The organism is Bdellovibrio sp. ZFWA1 (assembly GCF_056175665.1).
The window spans coordinates 1,919,515-1,944,437 of record NZ_JBJKJH010000001.1 but is presented as its reverse complement, the minus strand read 5'-3'; the positions used below and the strand labels follow the sequence as shown (position 1 = coordinate 1,944,437).

Annotated in this window: 20 protein-coding genes; 9 read left to right on the top strand and 11 right to left on the bottom strand. The window is 44.2% G+C overall.

The window, feature by feature from the left end; all coding sequences use genetic code 11:
- Positions 1 to 111: 111 nt before the first annotated feature.
- Complete coding sequence (locus AC04MN_RS09540) at positions 112 to 3,261, bottom strand: efflux RND transporter permease subunit (protein ID WP_475382950.1); 3,150 nt, start codon at positions 3,259 to 3,261, stop codon at positions 112 to 114.
- Between the two features lie 129 nt (positions 3,262 to 3,390).
- Between AC04MN_RS09540 and AC04MN_RS09535 the strand changes: the two genes are divergently transcribed.
- From AC04MN_RS09535 to AC04MN_RS09520, 4 genes are all read left to right on the top strand, one after another.
- Entirely contained in the window at positions 3,391 to 4,218 is an 828-nt protein-coding gene (locus tag AC04MN_RS09535; protein WP_475382949.1) for a hypothetical protein, read from the top strand.
- Positions 4,212 to 5,675: a TolC family protein gene (locus AC04MN_RS09530; RefSeq protein ID WP_475382948.1), complete on the top strand. Its 1,464-nt coding sequence runs from the start codon at positions 4,212 to 4,214 to the stop codon at positions 5,673 to 5,675. Before AC04MN_RS09535 ends, AC04MN_RS09530 begins: the two co-directional genes overlap by 7 nt.
- Positions 5,672 to 6,571: a hypothetical protein gene (locus AC04MN_RS09525; protein ID WP_475382947.1), complete on the top strand. Its 900-nt coding sequence runs from the start codon at positions 5,672 to 5,674 to the stop codon at positions 6,569 to 6,571. Before AC04MN_RS09530 ends, AC04MN_RS09525 begins: the two co-directional genes overlap by 4 nt.
- Before the next feature lie 73 nt (positions 6,572 to 6,644).
- Entirely contained in the window at positions 6,645 to 7,151 is a 507-nt protein-coding gene (locus AC04MN_RS09520) for a hypothetical protein (protein ID WP_475382946.1), read from the top strand.
- Positions 7,152 to 7,181: 30 nt separating this feature from the next.
- On the opposite strand, the gene AC04MN_RS09515 is transcribed toward AC04MN_RS09520, so the two are convergent.
- Genes AC04MN_RS09515 through AC04MN_RS09495 form a run of 5 tightly spaced genes read right to left on the bottom strand, consistent with a single transcriptional unit; the run spans position 7,182 to position 12,829 of the window.
- Positions 7,182 to 9,029 (bottom strand): ABC-F family ATP-binding cassette domain-containing protein, encoded by a 1,848-nt coding sequence (locus AC04MN_RS09515; RefSeq protein WP_475382945.1) that lies wholly within the window; start codon positions 9,027 to 9,029, stop codon positions 7,182 to 7,184.
- A gap of 20 nt (positions 9,030 to 9,049) precedes the next feature.
- Positions 9,050 to 9,730, bottom strand: a complete 681-nt coding sequence (aat, locus tag AC04MN_RS09510) for a leucyl/phenylalanyl-tRNA--protein transferase (RefSeq protein WP_475382944.1) — start codon at positions 9,728 to 9,730, stop codon at positions 9,050 to 9,052.
- The gene (locus tag AC04MN_RS09505) at positions 9,723 to 11,225 is read right to left on the bottom strand and encodes a RecQ family ATP-dependent DNA helicase (RefSeq protein WP_475382943.1); all 1,503 of its coding nucleotides are present in this window, start codon (positions 11,223 to 11,225) and stop codon (positions 9,723 to 9,725) included. The genes aat and AC04MN_RS09505 overlap by 8 nt, the downstream gene beginning before the upstream one ends.
- Before the next feature lie 39 nt (positions 11,226 to 11,264).
- Positions 11,265 to 11,804 (bottom strand): GNAT family N-acetyltransferase, encoded by a 540-nt coding sequence (locus AC04MN_RS09500; RefSeq protein ID WP_475382942.1) that lies wholly within the window; start codon positions 11,802 to 11,804, stop codon positions 11,265 to 11,267.
- Positions 11,798 to 12,829: a threonine dehydratase gene (locus AC04MN_RS09495; protein ID WP_475382941.1), complete on the bottom strand. Its 1,032-nt coding sequence runs from the start codon at positions 12,827 to 12,829 to the stop codon at positions 11,798 to 11,800. Before AC04MN_RS09495 ends, AC04MN_RS09500 begins: the two co-directional genes overlap by 7 nt.
- Positions 12,830 to 13,026: 197 nt before the next feature.
- Here AC04MN_RS09495 and fusA point away from each other — a divergent pair, with 197 nt between their 5' ends.
- Complete coding sequence (gene fusA, locus AC04MN_RS09490) at positions 13,027 to 15,135, top strand: elongation factor G (protein WP_475382940.1); 2,109 nt, start codon at positions 13,027 to 13,029, stop codon at positions 15,133 to 15,135.
- Between the two features lie 118 nt (positions 15,136 to 15,253).
- On the opposite strand, the gene AC04MN_RS09485 is transcribed toward fusA, so the two are convergent.
- Positions 15,254 to 15,592, bottom strand: coding sequence for a hypothetical protein (locus AC04MN_RS09485; protein ID WP_475382939.1), 339 nt, complete (start codon positions 15,590 to 15,592; stop codon positions 15,254 to 15,256).
- A gap of 90 nt (positions 15,593 to 15,682) precedes the next feature.
- Between AC04MN_RS09485 and AC04MN_RS09480 the strand changes: the two genes are divergently transcribed.
- The 4 genes from AC04MN_RS09480 to AC04MN_RS09465 are packed head-to-tail and all read left to right on the top strand — an operon-like array spanning position 15,683 to position 19,675.
- The gene (locus AC04MN_RS09480) at positions 15,683 to 16,723 is read left to right on the top strand and encodes a CNNM domain-containing protein (protein ID WP_475382938.1); all 1,041 of its coding nucleotides are present in this window, start codon (positions 15,683 to 15,685) and stop codon (positions 16,721 to 16,723) included.
- Entirely contained in the window at positions 16,687 to 17,043 is a 357-nt protein-coding gene (gene cutA, locus AC04MN_RS09475; protein ID WP_475382937.1) for a divalent-cation tolerance protein CutA, read from the top strand. Before AC04MN_RS09480 ends, cutA begins: the two co-directional genes overlap by 37 nt.
- Before the next feature lie 11 nt (positions 17,044 to 17,054).
- The gene (gene pyrE / locus AC04MN_RS09470) at positions 17,055 to 17,582 is read left to right on the top strand and encodes an orotate phosphoribosyltransferase (protein WP_475382936.1); all 528 of its coding nucleotides are present in this window, start codon (positions 17,055 to 17,057) and stop codon (positions 17,580 to 17,582) included.
- Positions 17,579 to 19,675: an ATP-binding protein gene (locus tag AC04MN_RS09465; protein ID WP_475382935.1), complete on the top strand. Its 2,097-nt coding sequence runs from the start codon at positions 17,579 to 17,581 to the stop codon at positions 19,673 to 19,675. The genes pyrE and AC04MN_RS09465 overlap by 4 nt, the downstream gene beginning before the upstream one ends.
- Positions 19,676 to 19,706: 31 nt before the next feature.
- Here the strand turns inward: AC04MN_RS09465 and AC04MN_RS09460 are convergent, their stop codons facing one another.
- The 4 genes from AC04MN_RS09460 to AC04MN_RS09445 form a co-directional block, all read right to left on the bottom strand.
- A complete protein-coding gene (locus AC04MN_RS09460; protein ID WP_475382934.1) occupies positions 19,707 to 20,543 on the bottom strand; it encodes a class I SAM-dependent methyltransferase in 837 nt (278 codons plus the stop codon).
- On the bottom strand, positions 20,543 to 21,598 hold the full coding sequence (locus AC04MN_RS09455) for an alpha-ketoacid dehydrogenase subunit beta (RefSeq protein ID WP_475382933.1): 1,056 nt from the start codon (positions 21,596 to 21,598) through the stop codon (positions 20,543 to 20,545). Before AC04MN_RS09455 ends, AC04MN_RS09460 begins: the two co-directional genes overlap by 1 nt.
- Positions 21,598 to 22,710, bottom strand: a complete 1,113-nt coding sequence (locus tag AC04MN_RS09450) for a thiamine pyrophosphate-dependent dehydrogenase E1 component subunit alpha (RefSeq protein WP_475382932.1) — start codon at positions 22,708 to 22,710, stop codon at positions 21,598 to 21,600. The genes AC04MN_RS09455 and AC04MN_RS09450 overlap by 1 nt, the downstream gene beginning before the upstream one ends.
- A 138-nt stretch (positions 22,711 to 22,848) precedes the next feature.
- Complete coding sequence (locus tag AC04MN_RS09445; RefSeq protein WP_475382931.1) at positions 22,849 to 24,882, bottom strand: S41 family peptidase; 2,034 nt, start codon at positions 24,880 to 24,882, stop codon at positions 22,849 to 22,851.
- Positions 24,883 to 24,923 lie beyond the last annotated feature (41 nt).

Below are 24,923 nucleotides of genomic sequence, written 5' to 3'. Positions count from 1 at the left end.
CTATTTTGAGAAAAGGCACTAAATTACATATTTAAATTATTTTAAGTTTACCAAAGTCTAGTTAGTTTGCTTAAAAAAAAAGAGATGCTCATCAGCATCTCTTTTTTTTGATTAACTTTCCAATGCCTCATTTCCAACGGTTTCGAAGGCTTTTTTCACTTCGGCGCGGCTTTGATCGCGCTTACGGAATCGGTCCATCAAAAGATAGCAAGTTGGCACTACGTACAAAGTTAAAACTGTCGACAAGAACACCCCACCAATCAAAGTGATTGCCATGGAACGATAAGTTTCAGCCCCCGCTCCAGTCGCGATTGCCGAAGGAATAGCCCCAGCAATGGTTGCCAATGAGGTCATCAAAATTGGACGCAAACGAACAGGACACGCTTCGATCAATGCGCGCTTGGCCTCGTCAACACCCGAATCGCGAACTTGGTTTGTAAACTCAATCAATAAAATAGAGTTCTTTTTTACAATCCCCATCAACAGTAAAAGTCCAATCATCGAATACATATTCAATGATTGCTGAGTGATCAGTAAGGCAATAAAAGCCCCCGCAATACTAAATGGCAATGCCATCAAAATTGAAACCGGATCCAAGAACGAATTAAACTGGCTGGCAAGCACCATGTAGGCTACTACCAACCCCATGATCAGAGCAAAGATCAAACCCTGGAAAGATTCCTTCATCGTCTTCGAAGCACCACCGGAATCAACAGCATATCCCACAGGCAGAACTTCTTTTGAAATTGCTTCGACCTTTTGCATCGCTGCAGTCTGTGAAATGCCTTTGTTTAAATTGGCCGTGATCGTGATCGCTCGCAAACGATTGGTTCTATTAATACTTTGAAGTGACTTTGTTTCTTCCACTTTTGTCACCCGAGTCAAAGGAATCAAATTTGCTCGCGCATTGCCGATCATCAAATCCTTTAGGTCGGCAATTTTATCACCGCTACTTTCAAGCTTCATTTTGATGTCATAACGTTTACCATCCTGAGGATAAGTTCCCGCCTTTACACCACCGATCAATGCATTGATCGTATTTCCAATCGACGACATGCTGACGCCATGTAAAGCAGCAGCCGTTCGATCAGGTCTAACTTGAATCTCGGGCATGCCTTTTAAGTAGTTCGAGTCCACGTCCACCATCAGGCCAGATTCTTCCATCTTTTTCATGATTTGATCTGCAGAATCCGCTAACTTTTCCCAGTTAGGTCCCAATATCGTGAATTCAACAGGGAAACCACGCCCCCCTGAAAATCCTCGCTGCGAAAGATCCATCAGAACCGGTTTTACATCTGGAATTTTAGAAAGCTCTTTACGAGCCACGTTCATAAACTCTTGCTGCGACAAACGCTTACCCGTCTCTGGGTCTACACCACGCTCTTTAGGTTCTTTTAAAGTAATAAACATCATCGTGACGTTGGAGTCAGAAGCGCCTCCACCAAAACCACCAATGCTGGCATAAACTTGTTTAATCTCGGGGCGACTACGCAACCAAGCTTCTGCTTTCTTAGTTTGCTCGTCTGTATACGCTAAAGAAGTGCCCACAGGTAATACCAAACGACCCATAAAAATCGACTGATCCTGAGCCGGCGACATTTCCTTCGGTAAAAATTTAACAAGTCCAAAAGCCACTACCATCACGGCCATCGAACCAAAGAAAACTTTTTTGGGATGATTTAAGGCCCAAGTTAATTGGTGAGTGTACTTGTCTCGAGTATTGTCCATCAAGCGTTCAAAAGCTTGCCCCATCTTCGAAGTTCGCACTCCATGCTCAACGAAGCTTGCACAACGCATAGGCGTGATCGTCAATGACTCTAACAGTGATAACATCACCGCCAAAGAAATCGTCACCCCGAACTGCAAGAAGAAAGCCCCAATAACCCCTTTCATGAAGGCCACGGGAAGAAAGATTGCAATAACCGCTACTGAAGCTGCCATTGCAGCAAAACTGATTTCTCGGGCTCCGACGATGGCAGATTCAATTCGCCCACGGCCTTTTTCAAAGTAACGGAAAATATTTTCAAGAACCATGATCGCATCGTCGACCACAATACCAATCGCCAAAGTCAAACCCAACAATGTAAAGGTGTTCAACGTAAAGCCGAAGAAATAAAGACCGATGAAGGCTCCCATGATCGAAGTCGGAATTGACAGCAAGACGTTAAATGTCGCCGACCAGCTTCCTAAGAACATCCAGCACACCAACGAAGTCAGGATCACGGCCAACACCAAGTGTTTGTTCATTTCGTTAACCGACTGCTTAATAAAAATAGTCGAATCAAAGTTGACCGCTAATTCCATTCCTTTAGGAAGATCTTTTTGAATTTCGCCCAATTTTGCTTTGATCGCATCCGCCACTGCCACCGCATTTGAGCCACGCTGCTTACGAATACCCAAACCCAAAGAAGATTTTCCGTTAAAGCGAGACACTCGGCGAATTTCATCAAGCCCCTCTGACACCTCGGCGACCTGACCAATTTTTATGGCCTGAGACGGATCCGTAATTCCTTGTCCTGCCCGCTTTGAAATCACAATATTTTTAAACTCTTCAACCGAGCGGGCCTCACCCATCGTGCGCACGTTGAAATTCACTTTCGGTGTTTCAACATAACCGCCCGGAAGTTCAGAGTGCTCTGCGCGGATCGCATCTTGGATATCGTTTGCAGATAAGTTGTAACGTCTTAAAGCCTCGGGCTTCACATTCACCCGCAAAACTGGGTCTGTGTAACCCGCAAGCATGATGTCACCAACTCCTGGCACTGTAGTGAAGCGATCTTTCAAGAAGTCTCGTGCATAACGCATCATAAACTCTTTGTCGCCGTCATAGGTCAATGCCAGCCAAATGATTGGCTGATCATCGGGATTGGTTTTGGAAATCGTTGGAGCTTCCGTATTTGTCGGCAAACGACGTTGTGCCTGCGCCACTTTTGCTTGCACATCTTGAAGAGCCGCATCGATGTCTCGGCCCAGCTCGAACTCGATGGTCACGTTGGCAGAACCCGTTTTCGATGTCGAAGTGATAGAGCGCACACCCTCTACGGTCATCAATGAATCCTCGAGGATATCAACCACCGAAGTTTCCATGACCTCTGGAGCTGCCCCATCTAAGGTGACCGAAACAGTAAGGACTGGAAAGTCGACATCAGGCAGCTGACTGACTCCTAGCCTAGAAAAAGAAATCGCCCCAAAAATAATTAGGGCTGCCATTATCATCCACGCAAAGACCGGGTTTTTAATTGAAATATCTGATGCTCTCATAATGTAGACCACTTTAGGCTGTATATTTGGGGTTTGTCATGCTGTGATTTATTCAACACATCGCTCTTTGTTGACTTGCCGCCCCCTCACTAATAAGCAGAAGGGCATCAACAAAAAGAGGTGTGCCTAATGAATACGAATTTAATTAGAATCTCTCGTGAGTTTAAATCGGTTTTCATTGTGTTTGCATTTGCAAGCGCAGCCATGACTGCCAAAGCCAAGCCCATGCTGTCAAAAAGCAATGAAAATACTCCATCGCTGATGACTATGGCCCTTAATGAAGTCAACGCTTCTGCCACTGATGTTAAAAAAGCCAACAGCGCTCAAATCCAGACGGACAATCAAATCACAGGCGCCTTGACTCTGGAAGATCCCAAGAAAGAAATTCTGGAACGAGATTTCAAATATTTATTTTCAATGAAGCTAAGCAACTTAAAGCTTCAAGGACAAATCTCCAACGACGTCAATGCCCAACTAAATCTTTCGCAGTCCAAAGCAAGTATGGGCCCCGCCTTGGAGTTTGGTATTTTCGCTGAAGCTTTGCACTTTACGAATTTCAAAGTTGGATTTGGCCTCAATGCCGGAGCGGCTTACTTTAATTCGGCCAATAACATGACGCTGCAAAGCGGTTATGTTGTCGACGATGCCCGACTAGTCACTTACATGGGGTATCTGAACCCTTACCTGTCGGTGCGTAGCCGCTGGCTTCCTCGTTTTACTTACTCTGTCGGGCCGCAGAATGGATATTTAAACGTTCTTCAATCAAGCAAAAGCGAATACGCTAATTTTAGCGCGAACACACGCTTTAATGGACTGACTCAAAGAATCGACTTCAAGCTTACGCAAAAATGGTCGGCTCTTGTCGAGTATCAAAAAATCGGAAGTGTCGCATCAACTAAGGACTCTAAAATTTCTTTAGATGATAGCGCTCTGATTGGAGTTAAAACCTTATGGTAAAAGCATCACTCTCTATCCTTCTAAGTCTTAGCCTTGTTTCGACAAGCTGGGCCGCACCACTTAAGATTTCGCAAAAGGAAGCCGCAGAGATGGCCTTAAACAAAGGCTCTCAGGCTAAGGAAATAAATCTTAACTACTTACAAAAACGCTTGGCTCCGGCTCAGGTCCTATCTGGCTATGACTGGAACTTGACCGCCCAATCAGGCTACGAAAAAGACCGAGCTGCTACATTCACAACTTTGACAGCCGATTACGAACGCTTCACGACGACGGCTCAATTGAAGAAGTCCTTCATCACGGGTACAGCTTTGACATTTGACTATTCACGAGTTTCGCAAAAAGCCAACCTGGGATCTAGTCAAGGATCTGTGCCGCCACAAGCGACTCTAGATAGTTTCGGTTTGATTTTAGAGCAAAGTTTGCTGGCCAATTCTTTCGGAGTTTCTGATCGCGCCAAGGTTCGCGCCGCGGAAACCCAATTCAAAGCAGACTCGATGACCCGAGCAAATGATCTTGAGGATTTGGTTTTACAAACTTTAAATAAATATTGGAATGCCTACGTGGCCCAACAAAACTTTAAAGAAAGTATGGCGGCTCGTGACCGCTACAAAAAACTTGTGGACAGTGTCCGCCGAAAAAGTGGCTACGGTTATTCCTCTCCGGGAGAGCTAACACAAGTCCAAGCCGAGCTAGAGGGCCGAGAACAAAATGTTAAAAAAGCATCTTTGGATTTTCTACAACAGATGGATGCCCTGAACGTTTGGTTGGATCTTCCCCCAGGAACCGAAGTCGAATTCGCCGTTCCTGAAAAACTGCCCACTCTACCGAATTTCGAAAAGAAAGATATATCTCAACTGCGTGAAACTCGCGCCCAAGAGATGAAGGTCAATGCCGCCAAAGACAATTTGCGAGCCAGCCGCTCGGCAAGTTGGCCCAATCTCAGCTTCATCGGACAATACTATGGATCGGGCCGAGACGAATCTGCCGATGGTTCGTGGTCGTCAACTTTAACAGGCACAAATAACAAATATTATGCTGGATTAAAGATGACGTACAATTTTGGCAGTGACGTAAAAAACGAAGACATCATTGCCAAGAAAGCGGCATTAGATATCGAAAAATCAAAACTCGAGCGCCAAACTCGTGAAGCTGCCGACAAACAAGAAAATGGCATCCGCAAAGTACAAAGCACCTTCGCCATCGTTGAAAGTGCAATGTTACAAAAAAGCTTCCGCGAAAAAACAGTCAATGAGTTAACGAAGACTTACACTCAAGGGCGAACAGATATAAGAGCCTTGATAGAGGCTATGAACTCTTATTTCACATCACAAGTCGATTACACCCGGGCGCTGGGCAACTATTATGTTGCTCTGAATGAATGGGCCGCTCTTCGTGATGAATTGATTCCAGAAATTAACGACGAAAACGCTATTGTTATTAAAGAGGACTTCGAATGAAAAATTTGATTTTAATCGTATTAGCAGCCACCAGTTTCGTTTCTTGCGCCTTCCGCGAAACCGATACTATCAACAAGCAAGAATCAGAAAACAATCTAAAGCTTGAAAAAGTGTATAGCGATATTCGCGGCGAGTACCAAGGCCGTATTGTCGGCGGTGCCACAACTCAAGAAGTCACCATTCAAATCTACACTTTGACCGAAAAAGACGGTTTGAATTCAGATGGAACAAATAAATTTCGCCTTGTGCCTAAGGCCTACATCAAACGCACCAATCCCTTAGGCGCATCACAGGTTATGGACGTGCGCTACATCCCTGAAAGTGGACAGGTGACTTTTATTGTCGAGCAGAACCAAAAACCGGGAGTCGATGATATTCACACAATCAACGCAACGGTCACCGGCCAAATACTGAAGGGGGAAGTCTTAAAACCCACTGGCCCCTACGGTCTTATTGAAGCTTCATTGGTTTCCCGTGAAGCCAGCACTCCAAAAAATGGCAGCGAAAAAGAAGAGATTGCTAGAAATCTTCTAGCGGAATACGAAAAAATTTCTGGCGAATACCAGGGGACTTTGAATAATTCGAAAGTCGACAATGGACTTAGCTACCCAATCCAAGTGCGCCTTTTTGTTGTCAAAGAAGTCGTGAATGGCAACATCTTCCCAGTGCTAAAAGGCTTCTTCAAACGTCTGGACGACGACGCCCAACTATTTGATTTAGCTTTGAATGTTGCTTATGACCCAACCGTTATCCCATCGACTATTACGATGAGTGGAAAAGGCGAGGGTCGCTTCTTTATTTCTATGGATGGCGTCGTTACAGGTGGGAAAGTTTTGGTGAATTTTAGTACCCACCGTGGCTACGCTGGCCAAGTAGAGCTTTCTAAAACCAAGTAAGCCTTGCTCTATGGATTAATTTAGCCTACAAAGGGGCCCTAAAGGCCCCTTTTTTTTATTACGAGGAAGAACAATGAAATTGATCCCATTTCAAACGGTAGACGCTGCCATTGAACTTGTTGCAAGCATCGACAACGACAATGACATGATTAAATTTTCTGATGCTTTTTTTGGAGCACAACCTGAATTGGCTCAGTTTCTTGTCGATTTTACGGCGGACCTTAACGAAGAAGCTCAAGACCTTATCGTTGTTATGGGTCTTATTGTATGGAAGTCTTTTGAGTCCGCATACGGTTCGTTAAGAACTATGACTCAAGAAGAAGTAGAAAAGGCTTACGAAGCTTTTGAAGCGGCAATGCCTGATGATGAAAACCTCACTGAAGAGTGGTTCTTATCTTTAGTTCAAAATGCCGACAGCTTCTGCCAACCAGAGGTCTTTAAATACGTTATCTCTGAACTGTTTACAGATGCGCCTGAAGAAGACACTTCTTTAACCGACGTTGAAAATACACAACTGACTTTGGGAATGAGATTCTTTACTCAGGCTCTTCATGAACTAGCCAAAGAAAAACAGCACTAACAATAAAGCCGGCCATCAAAGCCGGCTTTTTTATGAATTCGCACCTGCAACCTTTGCTTCCAGCTCTCCCCAGCGGGCATACGACTGCTCGATAAGAGACTGAAGCTTGCCAATTTCAGCATACAGCTCGGTGACCCGATTGGCATTACTAACCACTTCAGGCCTTTCACTTTCAACTTGAAGCTCAGCTAATTTTTGTTCCATCTCTAGAATTCGAGCTTCCATATTTTCAAGCTCAAATTTTTCTTTAAAGGACAGCTTACCCGGCTTTTTGGCACCGCCATCACTAGAAGACTCTTTGATGTTTGAACTATTCTTTTCTGACTGCTTTTTGAAACGATCTTTTTCCAACTCTTCCTGCTCGGTGAACCACTCTTCCCACTGAAGATAACCAGCAAACCGATGTAAAGAATTGTTGCCATCACTTTCCTTATGAAAAGCCAAAATATCGTGGGCGACCTGATCCATAAAATAACGATCGTGGGTTACTAAAATAACTGCGCCCTTAAAATCCCGAAGCGAATCTTCTAGAACCGTTAAAGTTGCCACATCAAGATCATTTGTCGGTTCATCCAGAACTAAGACTTGTGCTTCTCGCAGCATCAATTGCGCCAATCGCAGACGAGCCTGTTCTCCACCTGAAAGTCTTCCGACAGGCAAATCATGCTGATCCCGAAAAAACAGAAACCTTTCAAGATAAGAGCGTCCATACACAAACTGCCCCTGATATGAAACATAGTCCCCTTCGGGGCAGATATTTTTTAAGACTGACTCCTCGGGCTTTAGCGAGTCTCGGTTTTGTTCAAAATATGCGACCTTTAATTTTTCGGCCTGATAGATTGATCCGACATCAGGGTTTTCCAAACCCAGCAATACCCGAATCATCGTCGACTTACCACAACCATTATCCCCTAACAATGCTATGCGAGACTTGGGACTGACCAAAAGATCGAAGTCTTTAAATAAAACTCTTCCCTGATAAGCTTTTGATATATGCTTGGCTTCAATCAACTTCTGCGGAGACTTTTCACCCTCTTTAAATTCGATAGCAACATCACGAGATCGATTCTTTCCTTGAAGATCTTCAACTTCACCCTTCAGCGCATGTGCATTTTGAATACGGGCTTTTTGCTTTGTCTGTCGTGCCTTCGCTCCACGGCGAAGCCACTCAGTTTCACGTCTTAGTGTATTCTTAAGCACCTGCTCTTTTTGCTCTTGAGCCGCCAAAGTCTGCTCTTTAAATTCCAGATACTCCATGTAGCCACCTTGGCAGCTCATCAAATAGCCAGGGTTGCGCGGATCTAAATCAAATATTTTATTGCTGACTCGTTGTAGGAACAAACGATCGTGGGTAATGATCAAAGTCGCAAAAGGCGCTCGGGCTAAAAACTCTTCCAACCACAAGATCGACGTAATATCCAAATGGTTCGTTGGCTCATCCAAAAAAAGAATCTCGGGATCAAGCATCAACTCGCGGGCCAACGCCACTCGCTTACGCCAACCACCAGAAAGTTTTGAAACTAAAAAGTCCTCTCCAAACTGAGTCAACTCTAAACGCGCCATCCACTCGTAAGCCAAGGCCAAAGATTCTGTTGCATCTTGTACCTTAGACAGCAAGGCCTGCATGATAGTTTCTTCTTTTGCAAACTCCGGGGTTTGCTCTAGAAATCCCACGCGAAGACCTTTTTTGGTGGTGACTTGACCGGAATCAGAACTCATTCGACCACTTAAGATTTTTAAAAGAGTCGATTTACCAGCACCATTAGGTCCCACCAAGCCCACTCGTTCCCCGTCAGAGATCCCCATATTCAATCCCTGAAAAAGAGTCTTTCCTGCAAATGATTTTGAAACCTGAAAAGTAGAAATCAATAATGCCATAACAACCTTTAAATAGAGGCCTAAACCAGAGGCTCAAAGCCTGCCGCACGCTGAGCCGCAGCCAACATTTTTAAATAATCTTCACGCCCCACATAGGAGCCACCAAAGGACTCTGTGACCGGAGTCACCATCTGTATATCCATCCACTGATGCCCCGCAAGTTTCAGATACTCGACCAGCTCCCAAAACGCAATCTTTGAAGCATTCGGCGTTCGATGAAACATGGATTCCCCGGAAAACACTCCTCGCACTAGAACTCCGTATATTCCACCAACCAAAATATTGTTCAAACGCACTTCAACTGAAAGGGCAAATCCGGCTTCATAAAATTCGTTATAAGCTTTCTTAATCGCCGGAGTGATCCAGGTCCCTTGTTGATCCGGTCGCTTTTGCCGCGCACACTCTTCAACGACTTGACGAAATGACTGACTGACCGTGATCTCGAACTCTGGATGTTGGCGCCGAAACTTGGTCAAACTTTTTGGCACATGAAAATCCTTGAAATGAAGGACACCCCTTTTTTCAGGACAGAACCACAACATCGGATAGCCCTCTTGGGGCCACGGGAAAATACCACGAATGTAGGCATTGTAAAGAGTCCCCACATCAAGCCGTCCACCAACGGCAATCACCCCTTCAACCATGGCCAAGCTAGGATGTGGAAAATCAATCGATGACTTAAATACGCTTTCGTCAATCATCGTCGGAATCTTTCGGGACTGGATTTAGACACAGATCACATTGACCACAGATATCGGCCTGGTGGCCAAAATAAGAATAAATTTTTTGCAAGCGGCAACCTTCATCCATACTTGCATAACGGACCATTTCCAAAAGCTTCGAATTTTGATTTTTTAACTGAAGCTCTGCATTTTCCTCTTTTAATAATTCCATTGAAGGACGCTCGATGACCTTGAATGGGAACCGATCTTCCGACCGAGCCAAGCATCCCAAGCGCTCTAATATATTTACTGCGGCCTCTACGCGGAAATCTCGCCGATTTTTAAAACTCATCTGTTCACGCAAAAAATCAAAGCCTTCGGCATCCAAGCGCAGACGATTCGCTTCGATTAAGTCAAATACTTTAACAACGAAAGAATCCTCGGGATGGGACCACTTCAAAAACTCCATCTGGATACTGATGTCATCCTCGTCATACAGAAGATGGCAGTAGGAATCCAGACCATCACGGCCTGCGCGACCAATCTCTTGAAAGTAGCTTTCTAAAGAGCCCGGCGTTTCCAAATGCACAACAGCTCGAACATTCTGCTTATCAATCCCCAAACCAAATGCCGGAGTGGCTAACATCAACGGAGACTCTTGGCTTTGAAAGTCCCGCAACGAGCGCCGACGGGCCCCGGAATCTAAGTCTCCGTGATAAACTAAATGTTCAATTCCCAATTTGCGAAGTTCGGCACTGACTTTTTTTAATGTTTGAATAAGGGATACATAGACAATCTTGGCACCCACAATCTGGTGACTTAAGCCAACCAACTGACGGACTTTATCTTCGATGCCATAAACGGAGTGCACCTGCACACGTAAGTTTGGGCGTTCTAACCCCGCAGATATTACCGCCTCAGACCATAAATCTTTGTCGATGTCTTTTTGATTGCACAAGCCAATTTTTAAAAGAATATCCTTTTGAACTTCTGGAGTCGCCGTGGCCGTTAATGCCAGGGTTAAAGGATTTCCTAAGCGCTGACGAATCTCGCCGACTTTGCCATAATCAGGACGGAAATCATGCCCCCACTGCGAAATACAATGAGCCTCATCAAAAGCCAGCAATTGTATTTCGCCGCCCTTGTTTAGCATAGCCTGGATCGCAGCTACAAAATCGTTTTTTCGAAAACGCTCCGGAGTCACAAATAGTAATTTTAATTTATTTTCCGCCAATCGCCCTAGGACCTTGTCACGCTCTTCACGTGATTGAGCGGAAGACAAATGGGCCGCAGCGATCCCCATCTTCTGGGCTTTGTCCGTTTGATCTTGCATCAGTGCAATCAGGGGGCTGATTACTAAAACCAGTCCTGGATTCACCACTGCGGGAAATTGGTAACAAAGACTTTTACCCGTCCCCGTTGGCATCAAACAAAGCAGACTTTCACCCTCAGCCATACGCTGAAGGACTTCTTCTTGAACACCCCTAAAGTGATCAAACCCAAAATACTTCTTTAATTGATCAGATAAACCCACGTCGAAAACTTTAACATGGGACAAGATTATTGCACCAGATTATTGTAGTCTTAATGCCATTAAAACATTGGATACGGATTCGCCTTTGATACGGTAAGCATCAGGCACAATCCCCTGCTCTTCAAATCCAAATCTTTTATACAATCGAAGTGCTCGATGATTAGATTCGAAGACCTCTAAATCAATCCAGTTCAACCGAGACTGAGTGCGTGCCCATAAAACTGCAGTCGCTAAAAGAGCACGGCCATAACCATGACCACGATAAGCTTCTTCGATACCCATCCCTAACTTTACACGATGCCAAGCCGAGGCCAAAGGATGAGATTTCAAAGAGCAATGCCCCACAACCTTTCCATCAACAACTAATTTCCAAGCTATTTCCCAATTCGGACTCATCTCGGGTAAAGACCAACGAAGCATTAATTTTTCCGCAAAGTCCTCTTCATTCCAAATATGATCGGGCGAAAAGGGATGAGCAAACCCACCATCATCTGTCAGCTCTTTCATTTGCCGAACGCAATGGGCGCTAAAATCTTCTAGGTCTTGGGATTGCACCCGCGATATCATAGCGTCTAGCATTGAGAGGCCTCGACATGGGGAACAACAGCTTCAGCTCGCAGAACTGATGCAAATACATCAGAGTCTACATTCCCACCGGTCAAAACAAAGCCGGCTTTTAGACCTTTTAACTTTTCTTGCTCTATTAACATGGCTGCCAAACCCGCAGCGCCCGCCCCTTCGGCCACATTGTGGGTATCTGAAAACAAAATACGCATCGCCGACGACAGCGAAGGCTCGCAAACTTTTACAATTCGCGACACTCGTGATTTCATAAATTCAAATGCACAGGGGTGAGCCTTTTTACAGGCCAACCCATCAGCTAATGTAAAGCTCACCTCTGAAGAGGTGGGTTCTCCACACTGAAAAGAGTCATAATAAGCTGTCGCCTTCGTTGTGACGACGCCGACCAGCTCGGCTTTGTGTCCGATCAACTCTTTCACCAAGGCCATGGCACAAATTCCAGATCCCTGACCGATTGGAATATAAATCACATCCAAATCTGGGCAGGCCTGCAAAAACTCGTAAGCCGCAGTAGCAACCCCTAATAACAACTGTTTATGATAAGAGGGCACAAAGTGATAATGAAGTTGGTCCGCTAAATAGCGAGCGTACTCAACAGACTCTTGAAAATCTTGGCCATATTCAATGACCTCAGCCCCAAGGGCTCGCATGGCCGCATTTTTTTCCTTTGAGTTTCCAAAAGGCACAACCACCTTGCAGGCAATATCACCTTCGCGACAGGCGTAAGCCAAGGATTGGCCATGATTTCCTCGGGTCGCACAGACGACCCCCTCAAGAAATGGTTCTTCCTGCAAAAGCCAATCGATATATGTGAGTCCGCCTCGAACCTTAAAGGCCCCAACCGGAAGATGATTTTCGTGTTTAATCCAGGTTTCAAAACCCAGCCGTTGATTTAATAAGGGCCAAGAATATTGGGGTGTCGCAGGCATTCGCGAATAGATCAATTCTGCTGCAGCTTGAATGTCTTGCAACCCCAACCCCAGTCCAGTACTACTCACAGCCCCATTTACGAGAGACGACATAGGCCCCACTCCCTGCCCTTTAAACGGCTTGAAATTCTTATAGAAAAAAGGGTTAAAACCTTCCCCTCCCGTTGTCCAAAACAAAATATGACACGGTGAATCTAATATCTAGACTCCAAACTTTCTTTGCACTTAGTAACATTTGATGTTACTTCGAATTCTTCGAAAACAAGCACATATTAACAAAGGGTACAATCATGTCCAAAAATTGGAATATTGATAAAGTTCGTAATATCGGTATCTCTGCACACATTGACTCCGGTAAGACGACAACTTCTGAGCGTATTCTTTTCTACGGTGGTAAGATCCACGCTATTCACGAAGTTCGTGGTAAAGATGGCGTCGGAGCAACCATGGACTCCATGGACCTCGAGAGAGAAAAGGGTATCACTATCCAGTCAGCTGCAACGCAGGTTAACTGGAAAGACTACACTATCAACCTAATCGACACGCCGGGGCACGTTGACTTCACAGTTGAAGTTGAGCGTTCACTTCGCGTACTTGATGGCGCAATCCTTCTTCTTTGCGGTGTATCTGGTGTACAATCTCAGTCTATCACTGTTGACCGTCAGATGAAGCGCTACAGCGTTCCTCGTCTTGCATTCGTTAACAAATTGGACCGCCAAGGTGCGAACCCATTCCGCGTTAAAGATGCTTTGATCGACAAGTTGAAACTAAACGCAGTTATGATCCAACTTCCAATTGGTCTTGAAGACCAACACAAAGGTGTTGTGGATCTAGTAACTATGAAGGCCTACATCAACGAAGGTTCTTCTGGCGAAAACGTTATCGAGCAAGAAATTCCAGCTGATTTAGTTGAACAAGCTAAAGAATACCGTCAAATCATGATCGGTAAACTTGCGGACTTCGACTCAACTATCGAAGAAAAGTTCTTGATGGAAGAAGAGCCAACTCTTGAAGAAATCAAGGCGGCGATCCGTACTGGTACTATCACTTTGAAAATCGTTCCAGTTCTTTGCGGTTCAGCGTTTAAGAACAAAGGCGTTCAAAAATTGATGGATGCTGTTTGTGACTATCTTCCAACTCCTGCTGAGAAAAAAGAGCAAGCTCTTGATATCACCAAGAACGAAGAAAAATTCGACCTATTCCCAGACAATGACAAACCAACTGTTGCCTTGGCGTTCAAACTTCAAGAAACTCCGTTTGGTCAGTTGACTTACATGCGCGTTTACCAAGGTAAACTCTCTAAAGGTAACTTCATTGTTAACCAAACGAACAAAAAGTCTGTTAAAATTCCTCGTCTAGTGCGTATGCACTCTGACAAGATGGAAGATATCGAGCATTCTTACGCTGGTGACATCGTAGCGGTATTCGGTATCGACTGTGCTTCTGGTGATACTTTCTGTGACGAGCGCATTCAGTGCTCTATGCAATCTATGCACGTTCCAGAACCAGTTATCTCTTTGGCCGTAGCTCCTAAGGATAAAGCAGGTGCAAACAACTTCTCTAAGGCACTTCAAAAGTTCCGTAAAGAAGACCCTACTTTCCGCGTACACCGTGATGAAGAATCTAACGAAACTATCATCTCTGGAATGGGTGAGCTTCACCTTGAGATCTACGTTGAGCGTATGAAGCGTGAATTCGCTTGTGACGTAATTGTTGGTCAACCACAGGTTGCATACCGTGAAACTATCGCAGCTGAAGCAGCTTACGATTACACTCACAAAAAGCAAACAGGTGGTTCTGGTCAATTCGCTAAGATCGTTGGTAAAATCAAGCCTCTTCCTGCACAAGAAGATGGTTCTGTATTCAAGTTCTCTAACAACGTTGTCGGTGGTCGTATTCCTCGTGAATTCATCCCAGCTGTTGAAGAGGGTTTCAAAGAGCAAACGGTTAAAGGTCCATTGATTGGTTTCCCAATCGTGGGTGTTGAAGTTGATCTTGACGACGGTGCTTACCACGATGTCGACTCGTCATACATGGCGTTCAAAATCGCTGGTATGGCCGCTCTTCGTGAAGTTTACCAAAAAGCTAAACCAACAGTTCTTGAGCCGATCATGAAGCTTGAAACAACTGTTCCAGATGAATATCAAGGTTCAGCGGTTGGTCAAATCAACCAACGCCGTGGTGTTATCGTTGGAACAACAACTTTCGAAGGTAACTGCGTTATCGAAGCGGAAGTTCCATTGACTGAAATGTTCGGTTACTCAACAGATTTGCGTTCGGCAACTAAAGGTAAAGGTGAGTTCTCTATGGAATTTGCTAAGTACCTTCCGGCTCCACGCAATATCCAAGAAGAACTTGTTAAGAAGTACCAAGCTAAGAGAGCCGCAGAACAAAAATAGTTCTGTCTTTCGAAGAAAAAAGCTTCAAAAAGCCGATCGCAAGATCGGCTTTTTTATTTCGTTCAGCTTCAGTGAATTGAACATAAAAAAAGGACCTGCCCTGGGTCCTTTTTTTTATTTACTCGAATTTCGTTAAACGGCAGGGCATGTAGGCCCCATGGTAGTCTGTTATAAAATCCTGTTCGCCCGTTTGCCCTTGTGGACTTGTAAACGACCAAGAATGCTTCCATGTATTTTCAGGCCAATTATACTGAACTATGATGATAGCCTCTTCTTGCGTTGCTGGGTGGAGACGACGAGCCACCTCCAGACGAATGGAATCCCCAACAAAAAATTCTCGCTCCTTGGAAAGATCGGAGCTGACACTCCATTCAAAAGCCACCTGAGGAGCTTCACATTGAATCTGAATACGCGGAGCCGACTGCATTGCTATCATGGAAATTGCTTCTAAAATCATGTGAATTCCTCTAATAAAATCGCCCCATTGCGTCAATTGAAGATGGGTTTAGTGTATATTTTCTATCCTAATGCTACAATTTTCCCACCAATGACAACTATTATTATTCTATTCTTTCTTACAATCGGTATTTCTTTCGTCTGTTCCCTACTTGAAGCCGTCCTTCTTTCTTCAACCTCCGCCTATCTTGCAGTTCTTGGCGGCAAAGGACAAAAAAGCGCCAGTCTTCTAGAGCACCTGAAAGAAAACATCGATCGCCCCATTTCAGCAATTTTGACTCTAAATACAATCTCTCACACCCTGGGCTCAGCTTCTATCGCCTACCACGTTCAACATATCTATGGCGAATCCGTGGTCACCGCGGCTTCATTTATACTTACTTTTGCAATTTTAGTGTTTTCAGAAATTTTGCCTAAGTCCATCGGAAATGCTCATTGGCGCGCCCTGATCCCTTTTGCCGCTTACATGATACAAGCCATGGTCATTTGCCTTTACCCTTTTGTTCTTTTGTCGGAAAAGATCTCTAAGATCATCGCCAAAGAGTCCGATGATCCAGAGGTTACCCGCGAAGAGATCGTTGCGACTGCAGAAATTGGCGTCGAGGAAGGCACTCTTAAAGGCAAAGAGTCCACAATCATCAAGAACCTGATGATGTTAGACCGAATTTTTGTGTCAGATATCATGACCCCAAGATCTGTGATGTTTGCACTTGAAGATGAAATGACAGTGGGCGAAGTCTTTCAAAAATACCAGCCACTACGCTACTCTCGAATCCCGGTTTTCCACGACAGTATCGATAATATTATCGGAATGTGCTACCGCTATAAAGTTTTAGAGTCAGTTTCAAACGATAAGCACAGCGAAAAAGTCGCCAATATAGTTCATCCCATTTCTTCCATCCCTGAACGCATGACGGTGTCCCAGGTGCTTGATTTTTTCATTAAAGAAAAAGAACACTTAGCTTTGGCCGTCGATGAATATGGAATTATCACAGGCCTAGTCAGCCTTGAAGATGCCATTGAAACTCTGCTTGGAGTAGAGATTGTCGATGAACTGGATTCGGTCGAAGATCTACGTAAGTATGCACTTGAGCAATGGCAATTGCGCAAACAAAAGATGCGACGGAGCTAACAGTGGTTTTGCTCTATGTTCCCTGCCCTGACATTGAGACTGCGCGCCTTATCGCTAAAAATTGTCTTACTGAAAAACTCATCGGCTGTGCGAACATTGTCCCAAATATCGAATCCCACTACATCTGGGATGATGATTTAGAATCTAATTCTGAAATTCTAATGATTCTGAAAACCTTGAACAATAAGGATCTTATCGATCGCTTGTCGGCGCGGATCAAGCAATTGCATCCCTACGAGGTGCCTTGTATTATGACCCTCGAACCTTCGGGTATTAACACGGAATACAAAGACTGGTTGAAATCGAATATCTCTTTATAAGGAGTTAGCTGATGACCCACGCGGAGCTTGCAAAAAAAATCTATGAAGTTTGCCACCTCACCGGGCAATTCACGCTTCGATCCGGTCAAACCTCTACAGAATACTTCGACAAATACCGCTTTGAAGCCCAGCCCCATCTTTTAAAGGAAATTGCCCGTCAGCTAGCGCCTCATATCCCCGCTGGAACCGAAGCCCTGGCTGGTCTTGAAATGGGAGGCATTCCTATTGCTACGGCTTTATCAATGGAAACGGGCCTGCCTGTCGTGTTTATTCGCAAGGAAGCCAAAGAGTATGGGACCTGCCAATTTGCTGAAGGGCTTGATATCAAAAATAAAAAGCTCTGTATCATTGAAGATGTCATCACCACAGGAGGTCAAGTCGTCCTATCGACCCAAGATCTTCGCAAGGCGGGAGCGGACGTAAAAAATGTTCTTTGTGTTATTCATCGCGGCCAAGGCCAAGAGCCTAAACTGACAGAGATCGGCCTTCATATGAAAGCCCTTTTCAATATGAATGAACTGAAAGCGCACTTATCTTGAAAACTTGGAAATCATCTCAGCAATGGTGGACGTGGATTGTTTCTTTTCCAATCTGCCTACTTTCAGTCGGGCTTTACCTAGCACTCAAAGAACTCCAAGTTCATCCTAGTCTATATCTTCCACATGTGATTACTCTGACATTATGTATGTGGTGGGGGCCTCGAGTTCTTGTTGGCAGCTTCCTAGCAAATCTAATTTCCTCTAGATTACTATTCCCTGAGTTTAGCTTTGTCCAATCTCTGGTCTTTATCACTTTATGTGTTGGCTCTTCAGGACTAGCTTGGCTTCTTGCGGTTCAATGGCAAAAAATCAAAGTCAACTTGACCGAAAACAGAAGCCTGGTCCGCTTCATCATGTATGGCGGACTCATTCCGGGAATAGCATTAACGATACTTATGTACGGTTCGCTCCGCTTATTGGAGGCACCACTTCCCACCTTCAACCAATATTTTTTCTCGATGCTTATTTTCCACCTTTTTGGAACATTGATCGTGAGCGTTCCGTTACTGATGACTGTGACTCAAGTTCTTCACGAAAAAAATTGGCTCTGCGAAGGCGTCACCATTTATCCACCTAAAATTGTATTTTGGCCCGAAGGACATCTTGAAGAGAAATTGCAATTACTTCTAGTTACCACGTTACTGGTCAGCCTCAGCTTTATTTTCCCACTTAATACTCATTGGTACATTTTTGCTGTTGTCTTATTTTTTGCTTCGACCCGACTTAGACTCGCGGACACATTAATTTTAAATTCCGTTTTTATTTTCGTTCAGTTTTTTGGTCCGTTCTTTAAGTTTTATCCGGCACTTACTTTGCATTATTTTGATGGCAAAAGCATTGATGGCGAAATCACGCTGACTGCATTTCTAGTTTCAAGCCTCATTATTTCCACAGCTCTAGCCAATCTTAAAGACGAAGTGCAGGCTCACAAAATTACCGAAGCACGTCTGCAGGATGCCTCTATCGCAAAGTCTGAATTCCTAGCAAGAATGAGCCACGAGATTCGCACTCCTCTGAATGCGATTCTTGGCATGATCGATTTACTTCGCACTACGACCTTAAATGAAGAGCAAAAAAGATACATTCAATCCTTCAGCCACGCGGGTGAAAACCTTCAAGCCTTAATTAACGACATTCTTGATATTTCAAAAATCGAGGCCCGTCAGGTTCGAATTGAATCGGTGCCCTTTCACCTACGCGAAACCGTCAAAAATGTGTTTGAAGTGCTAGAACAACGAGCCGAAAGTAAAGGACTACTATTTACCTTTCAGGTTGAAGAATCGACCCCAGACTATCTTCTGAACGATCCCACCCGCATACGTCAGATTTTATTAAATTTGCTAAGCAACTCGTTAAAGTTCACAGATAAAGGCTTCGTCCAACTTTCCATTCGCGAGCACCTTGATCAAAACCATATGCCTGTTTTGCTGTTTGAAATTTCAGATAGCGGTATTGGAATCCCCAAAGACAAACAAAACTCTTTATTTCAATCTTTCACTCAAGCGGATTCAACGATCCACCGTCGCTATGGCGGCACGGGCCTTGGGTTAGCGATTTGCAAAAACCTAGTCGAACTGATGGGCGGGCGAATTTGGCTTGAATCTCAGGAAGGCAAAGGGACTCGATTCTATTTTGAACTACCCTACAAACTTGCACCAATTAGAAAGTTAAGCTTAACTAAGTCACCACAAGAACGCTTTGATTTGAATTCAACTGGCAAAGTCTTCAAGGTCATGATCGTTGACGACTCAGAGGACAATCTACTTTTACTAAGACACTTCATGAAGACGAAGCCAATCGAGCTTACCGAGGCGCGAAATGGCAAAGAGGCTGTCGAAAAATACAGTCAAATTTCATTTGATATAATTTTAATGGATATTCAAATGCCAGTACTTGATGGCCACGAAGCAACACAGAAAATTAGACAAATCGAAAAAGAAACGGGCCGAAAGTACATCCCCATTTTAGCACTCTCGGCCAATGCCCTTGCCGAGGAAATTAATAAGTCACTTTCAGCAGGCTGTAACGAGCATTTGGTTAAGCCCGTCAGTAAACTAACCTTGGACGAAGCCCTCAATCGTTATCTAAGCTAAAAAAAAGACCGAAGCTTCCTTCGGTCTTTTTTTATTTCTCCCCAACAACGTAGGCAATCCAACTTTGACAAGATTCGCCAGCTTCGGTCCTAGTGAAAACCCCGTTTCCACTTCCGTCCTTGGCTGTACCCTCCCAGTAGATGTGCGTTTTTTTAAAACCCACTTCTTGCATAATTTCGCGAATTTCAGGAAGACTCCACAAGCGCCAATCATACGTAAACACTTTTTCGACCTTTTTACCTTTCACTTTAAAGTGAATGTAAAACAATGCATGATTGTTTACCGGATCAAAACTGACTTGATCCCAGTAGTACGAAAAGCTGTCATGCTTAATCATATCTTCAATAGGTTCATAGCACTGAGAACCTCCGAAAATATCGACCAAGAAAATGCCATCTTTATTTAGACGGCGGTAAGCGTTGGCAAAGTACTTCTTCATTAAGTCTCGGGACTTAAAGCAGAAATAGGAAAAATTCATCGCCCCAATAATGTCTGCTTTAGGCAAGTGCGGATCAAGGACATTGCCCTCGATCAGCTTCAGTCTCTTAGCCTGCTCGGGCTTAAGTTTCGTCAAATAGTGATGTTTGCCGTACTCCATCGGTTCAGGATCTAAATCAACTCCTACGGCCTCAAAACTTGGAGACAACTTAATCCACTCGGTCGACAAAGCAAAGGTTCCACAAAAATCTTCACCAAAGACTTTGGCTTGTTTTCCCTTAAGCTCTCGGTAAGTCTCACGTAGAAATTGAACATCATTCTCGGCAGACTGAACAGACTTTCGATAAAGCTCATACTTATCAAAAACGACCGTTTCATTTTTCTTACTGACTCGACGACGTACTTTTTTTCGATGAGACAAAACCTTCATTAAGGAACCTCGTTAACAATTTCACGAACAGCCATTGCTATTTCGTGTTTCTGCGGTACCGAGTTATCTTCAAGACTTGGATGCAAACCAATACCAGGTAAATTTTTTCCAGCAATAACTCGAGGTCGAGCCAACAAGTGATAGAACAACTCTTGAACCGTTCTATACGCCAAGTGCTCACCGAAGTTTGTCACCTCAGTGTCCTCGTTCACGAATAATACACGCCCTGTTTTTTCAACAGAAGTTTTTATCATCTGCCAATCATAAGGATAGATCGATCTCAAGTCGATGACCTCGACCGAAATCCCCTCTGCTGCCAACTCATCCGCAATCTCGTTACAGATGTGCACCATACGCGAATAAGTCACAATAGTGATCTGATCTCCGCCACGAGTGATTTTCCCCTGGCCAATTGGCACTAAGTACTTTTCAAGCTGAGGCCACTTAGCCTTCCACTTCGAGCGGTCTCCAATTGGCGCATCAATCATCGCCTTTAATTCTTTTTCATCTTCGGGTTCGCCGGGAATCAAATCATCACCCTTATGTCTCATAAGAGCTTTTGATTTAAGATAAAGAACTGGATTTGGATCATCAATCGCCGACAACATCAAACCGTACGCATCTAAAGGATTTGAAGGAATCACAATCTTCCAGCCCGGAAGACGTGAGGCCCAAGCGTCAAAAGAATGCGAGTGGTATACAGAACCACGAATTCCCGCACCAACCGGAGTCATCACGACCATCGGTAAATTGTACTGCCCATTCGTGCACCACAAAGTATTGCCCGCAATTTTTAGAAGATCGATTGTATTAAAAATATAGTCTGCAAACTGAATTTCAGCCACGCAGCGATCACCCGCCATAGCAATTCCCATCGCCATGCCTATGATACCGCGCTCATCCAATGTCGAATTCCAAGTGTTTTTTAGCCCTTGAGTGGCCGTAAAAACTCCTCCAAGCGGAGCACCCACATCCTGACCGAAAATATCTTTTACACCCATATGCGTTTCACCATAGTGAAGCGCCATACGAATTGCTTGTGCCATATTAGCCATTAGAATTTCCTCCAATCGGCATTTTCATTTCCTACGAAAACATGATCCCATACCGAATCCCCAGTTGGAGACGGCTCTTTACGCACGATCTCTTGCGCCTCAACACCTTCGGCTTCAAACCCATCGGCCAAAGCTTTAATGTCCGAATCCTTCAAGAGTCCCGCTTTTTTCAAACGAGCTTGGAAGTCAGTCAAACAGTCCACTTCGCCCTGAACAAAGTTTGCACCACTTGCTGAAGAGTGACCGTACAATCTAGAGACATGCGCCTCGATAAAAGCAGGCTTTCCCGTTTTACGAATATAATCCATGCACTCTTTGATTGTTAAATAAGACTCAACGGGATCATTACCGTTGATAACAAATGATTTGATGTTGAACGCACGAGCTCGATCCGCGATATGAGTCTCTCCGTGTTGCCCTTCATACGGAGTAGAAATTCCGTATTTATTATTCTGAACTGTAATCAACACTGGAAGTTCTTGTCCTTTACGGGAAGCCAAGATCAAGCAAGAAGCAAAATCACCTTCAGCCGTGCCCGCATCTCCTCCGGTGACAATCGAAAGAGCTCCTTTGCCATGCCGCTTTTGTGCATGAGCAGTCCCACAAGCAATTGGATATTGCACTTCCAAAGGAGAAGTCACCGGCGCGACATTCCACTGCTTAAAGCAGTAGTGGTTAGAGAAGTTTCGTCCTCCGGTACAAACGTCGGTCGCCCGATTCATCATCATGCGAATTGAATCGATCATGGGCATTCCTATAGCCACCATCGTCGGCGTACAACGGTAGTGCAAATGGAAGAAATCTTTATCAAGCCCCTCGCCCACTCGAGCCAACATTCCCAATGGGACACCCCAAGCTTCTTCACCTGGCCCGCCAATCCAGAAGTAAGACTCACCCGCTTTATAAATTTTAATAAGTCGCTCTTCAAGAACGCGACTCTTTAGCATCAAACGATGCATTTCCAATAAGGTGTCTTTTGAAAGACCACCGAAATTATCTTTAGTTGCAGACTTTGCAGAAACCGACTTCGCAGCACTGCTTTTTACAGCCGTCTTTGACGACCCTTTTGGGGCAGCTGCCTTAGCTGCTTTTTTAGCGCTTTTTTGGGACATTTTTAAATCTCCTAAAATCCACTTTATGTAAGCGAAAACACGGGCCTATGTCTTGAATAAAAACTCTTTAACGCGGCAAATAAAAAACCCAGCTCTCCGAAATGGAAAAAGCTGGGTTTAATGTAAGGCTTAACTCATTTATTTTTGATTTGGCTCTGTCATTTGACGGCCATCTTGCAACTGAATGAGATCCGTCAATACGTTAGAAGCTTCTATAATGTCGGCACGTTTTAGGTACTCTTTCAACTTTTCAGCTTTCGACATTGTCTTTTTAGCCTTTTCTTTTTCTTTTTTATCCTTGGTTTCTTTGTCATTCATGATTTCTGAAACCTTGATCAATTTGCCACGAGCCTGTGCTTTTTTGATCTCTTCACGAACCTTCTTAAACTCGGGCTCCTTTTCGACGCGAATTTCAGATAAGGCCTTCAAAGTCTTAATCCATCCCGGATTGACTTCTTTCCATGCCCCTTTTCCGGTCTTAACGAAAGCTTCCTGAGAAATAAATGGTTCGATTGTTTTAGGCGGCAAAGAGTAATCCATATACTTTTCACCAATATCATCCGTGCTGAAAACGCCAGGTAATACAACATCCGCATCAACCCCACGGTGCTGCGTTGATTTTCCACCCGGCACAAAGAACATGCCCACGGTCACTTTGATTGCGCCCAAATTATTAGGCATTGGCAGTACCGACTGAACAGAACCTTTACCATAAGTGTGGTCACCACCCACAATCACCGCACGACGGTAATCCTGCAATGTTCCCGAAACGATTTCAGACGCAGACGCAGAAATACGGCTAGTTAAAACAACCAAAGGCCCCGCCCAATCAACAGTCGGATCAGTATCGGCCAATGCGGTCTCACCCCGCGCTTCGACTTTTGAGCTTTGTTTAACTACATTTCCTTCAGCAAAGAAAAGACCTGCAATCTTAACAGCGTCCTCTAAAGAGCCACCACCATTATTCGAAAGGTCTAAGACCAGACCATCCGCTTTTTTGTCATTGGCTTCTTTTACTAATTTCTTTAGATCATCTGCAGAGCTTCGACCGCCTCGACGAGAATCCGCATAGAAGCTTGGAAAATTGATGATTCCGATTTTTTTCTTCTTTCCACCGTCGATCTTTTTATCAATGAATGTGATGGAGGCCGCATCGTCCTCAAGGTTGACCTTGTCACGCACAAGCGTCACTTCAAAACGCTCTTTCTTATCCCCGACTTTTCTTAAAATAGAAAGACGAACCTTGGTTCCTTTTTTTCCACGAATTTTTTTAACGACATCTTTTAAATCCATATCGATGACGTTTTCCATCGGACCTGTTTCTTGTCCAACAGCTACGATACGATCTTGAAGCTCAATTTGGCCCGAGCGAGCAGCGGCTCCACCGCCAACAAGTTGTTCAACAACTGTAAATCCATCTTGAGACGACAGCGTGGCTCCGATACCCTCTAAAGACAATCTCATTTGAATTTCAAAATCTTCCAAAACATCACGGCTAAAAAATGACGAGTGAGGATCCAAGGCACCGGCAAAAGCATCAAGATAACTTGCAAATAAATCGTCTTGCTTCGTATCTTGCACTCTTTTTAGTGCCCGTTCATAATTCTTGATAACATTCGCCTTCGCTTCATCCAACTTCATATCCGTAGATAGATAGTTCGCAATTTGGAAGTGAACATATTTTTTCAAATACTCGTTGGCTTCGTCATTGGATTTCGGCCAGCTTTTTTTCTTCGGATCAAAAACAAATTCAGTTTTGATATCAAACTTATAGTCTTTTCCTAAAAACGACTTAGCAAAGTCGGCGCGTTCTTTGACTCTTTGAAGAACGATTTTTTGAATTCCATCTAAGAACGAACAATCGCGCTTTTTAGTTTTATCAAAAACATCCCCAGCTAATTTTTTAATTTGATCGATATCCGCCTGTGTTAAATAGATCTTCGAAGGATCCATGCGTTCGATATATTGATCAAGAGTGCGCCCCGAAAGCTCGGTAGACCTTTCAGAGTACTTAACGTGGTTTGCTAGAAACCCCGTTTCGATAACACTAAGAAAACGACACTCTAGTCCCTCTTTAATTTGCGCAGAAGCCGAAGCTCCAGCAAACAAAATAGATCCTGCAGTGGCAGCAATTTGAAGGTTCGAAATTAAACGATTAGACAGTGAACTCATGATGTTCCTTCCTTAAGTCTTCATAGAATACCAAAGTATCG

What these genes read in the sequence shown, in the direction of transcription:
- AC04MN_RS09540 (WP_475382950.1), bottom strand. Translation starts at nt 3,261, where the DNA reads ATGAGAGCATCAGATATTTCAATTAAAAACCCGGTCTTTGCGTGGATG.
- AC04MN_RS09535 (WP_475382949.1), top strand. Translation starts at nt 3,391, where the DNA reads ATGAATACGAATTTAATTAGAATCTCTCGTGAGTTTAAATCGGTTTTC.
- AC04MN_RS09530 (WP_475382948.1), top strand. Translation starts at nt 4,212, where the DNA reads ATGGTAAAAGCATCACTCTCTATCCTTCTAAGTCTTAGCCTTGTTTCG.
- AC04MN_RS09525 (WP_475382947.1), top strand. Translation starts at nt 5,672, where the DNA reads ATGAAAAATTTGATTTTAATCGTATTAGCAGCCACCAGTTTCGTTTCT.
- AC04MN_RS09520 (WP_475382946.1), top strand. Translation starts at nt 6,645, where the DNA reads ATGAAATTGATCCCATTTCAAACGGTAGACGCTGCCATTGAACTTGTT.
- AC04MN_RS09515 (WP_475382945.1), bottom strand. Translation starts at nt 9,029, where the DNA reads ATGGCATTATTGATTTCTACTTTTCAGGTTTCAAAATCATTTGCAGGA.
- aat (WP_475382944.1), bottom strand. Translation starts at nt 9,730, where the DNA reads ATGATTGACGAAAGCGTATTTAAGTCATCGATTGATTTTCCACATCCT.
- AC04MN_RS09500 (WP_475382942.1), bottom strand. Translation starts at nt 11,804, where the DNA reads ATGCTAGACGCTATGATATCGCGGGTGCAATCCCAAGACCTAGAAGAT.
- AC04MN_RS09495 (WP_475382941.1), bottom strand. Translation starts at nt 12,829, where the DNA reads ATGTCGTCTCTCGTAAATGGGGCTGTGAGTAGTACTGGACTGGGGTTG.
- fusA (WP_475382940.1), top strand. Translation starts at nt 13,027, where the DNA reads ATGTCCAAAAATTGGAATATTGATAAAGTTCGTAATATCGGTATCTCT.
- AC04MN_RS09485 (WP_475382939.1), bottom strand. Translation starts at nt 15,592, where the DNA reads ATGATTTTAGAAGCAATTTCCATGATAGCAATGCAGTCGGCTCCGCGT.
- AC04MN_RS09480 (WP_475382938.1), top strand. Translation starts at nt 15,683, where the DNA reads ATGACAACTATTATTATTCTATTCTTTCTTACAATCGGTATTTCTTTC.
- cutA (WP_475382937.1), top strand. Translation starts at nt 16,687, where the DNA reads ATGGCAATTGCGCAAACAAAAGATGCGACGGAGCTAACAGTGGTTTTG.
- pyrE (WP_475382936.1), top strand. Translation starts at nt 17,055, where the DNA reads ATGACCCACGCGGAGCTTGCAAAAAAAATCTATGAAGTTTGCCACCTC.
- AC04MN_RS09460 (WP_475382934.1), bottom strand. Translation starts at nt 20,543, where the DNA reads ATGAAGGTTTTGTCTCATCGAAAAAAAGTACGTCGTCGAGTCAGTAAG.
- AC04MN_RS09455 (WP_475382933.1), bottom strand. Translation starts at nt 21,598, where the DNA reads ATGGCTAATATGGCACAAGCAATTCGTATGGCGCTTCACTATGGTGAA.
- AC04MN_RS09450 (WP_475382932.1), bottom strand. Translation starts at nt 22,710, where the DNA reads ATGTCCCAAAAAAGCGCTAAAAAAGCAGCTAAGGCAGCTGCCCCAAAA.
- AC04MN_RS09445 (WP_475382931.1), bottom strand. Translation starts at nt 24,882, where the DNA reads ATGAGTTCACTGTCTAATCGTTTAATTTCGAACCTTCAAATTGCTGCC.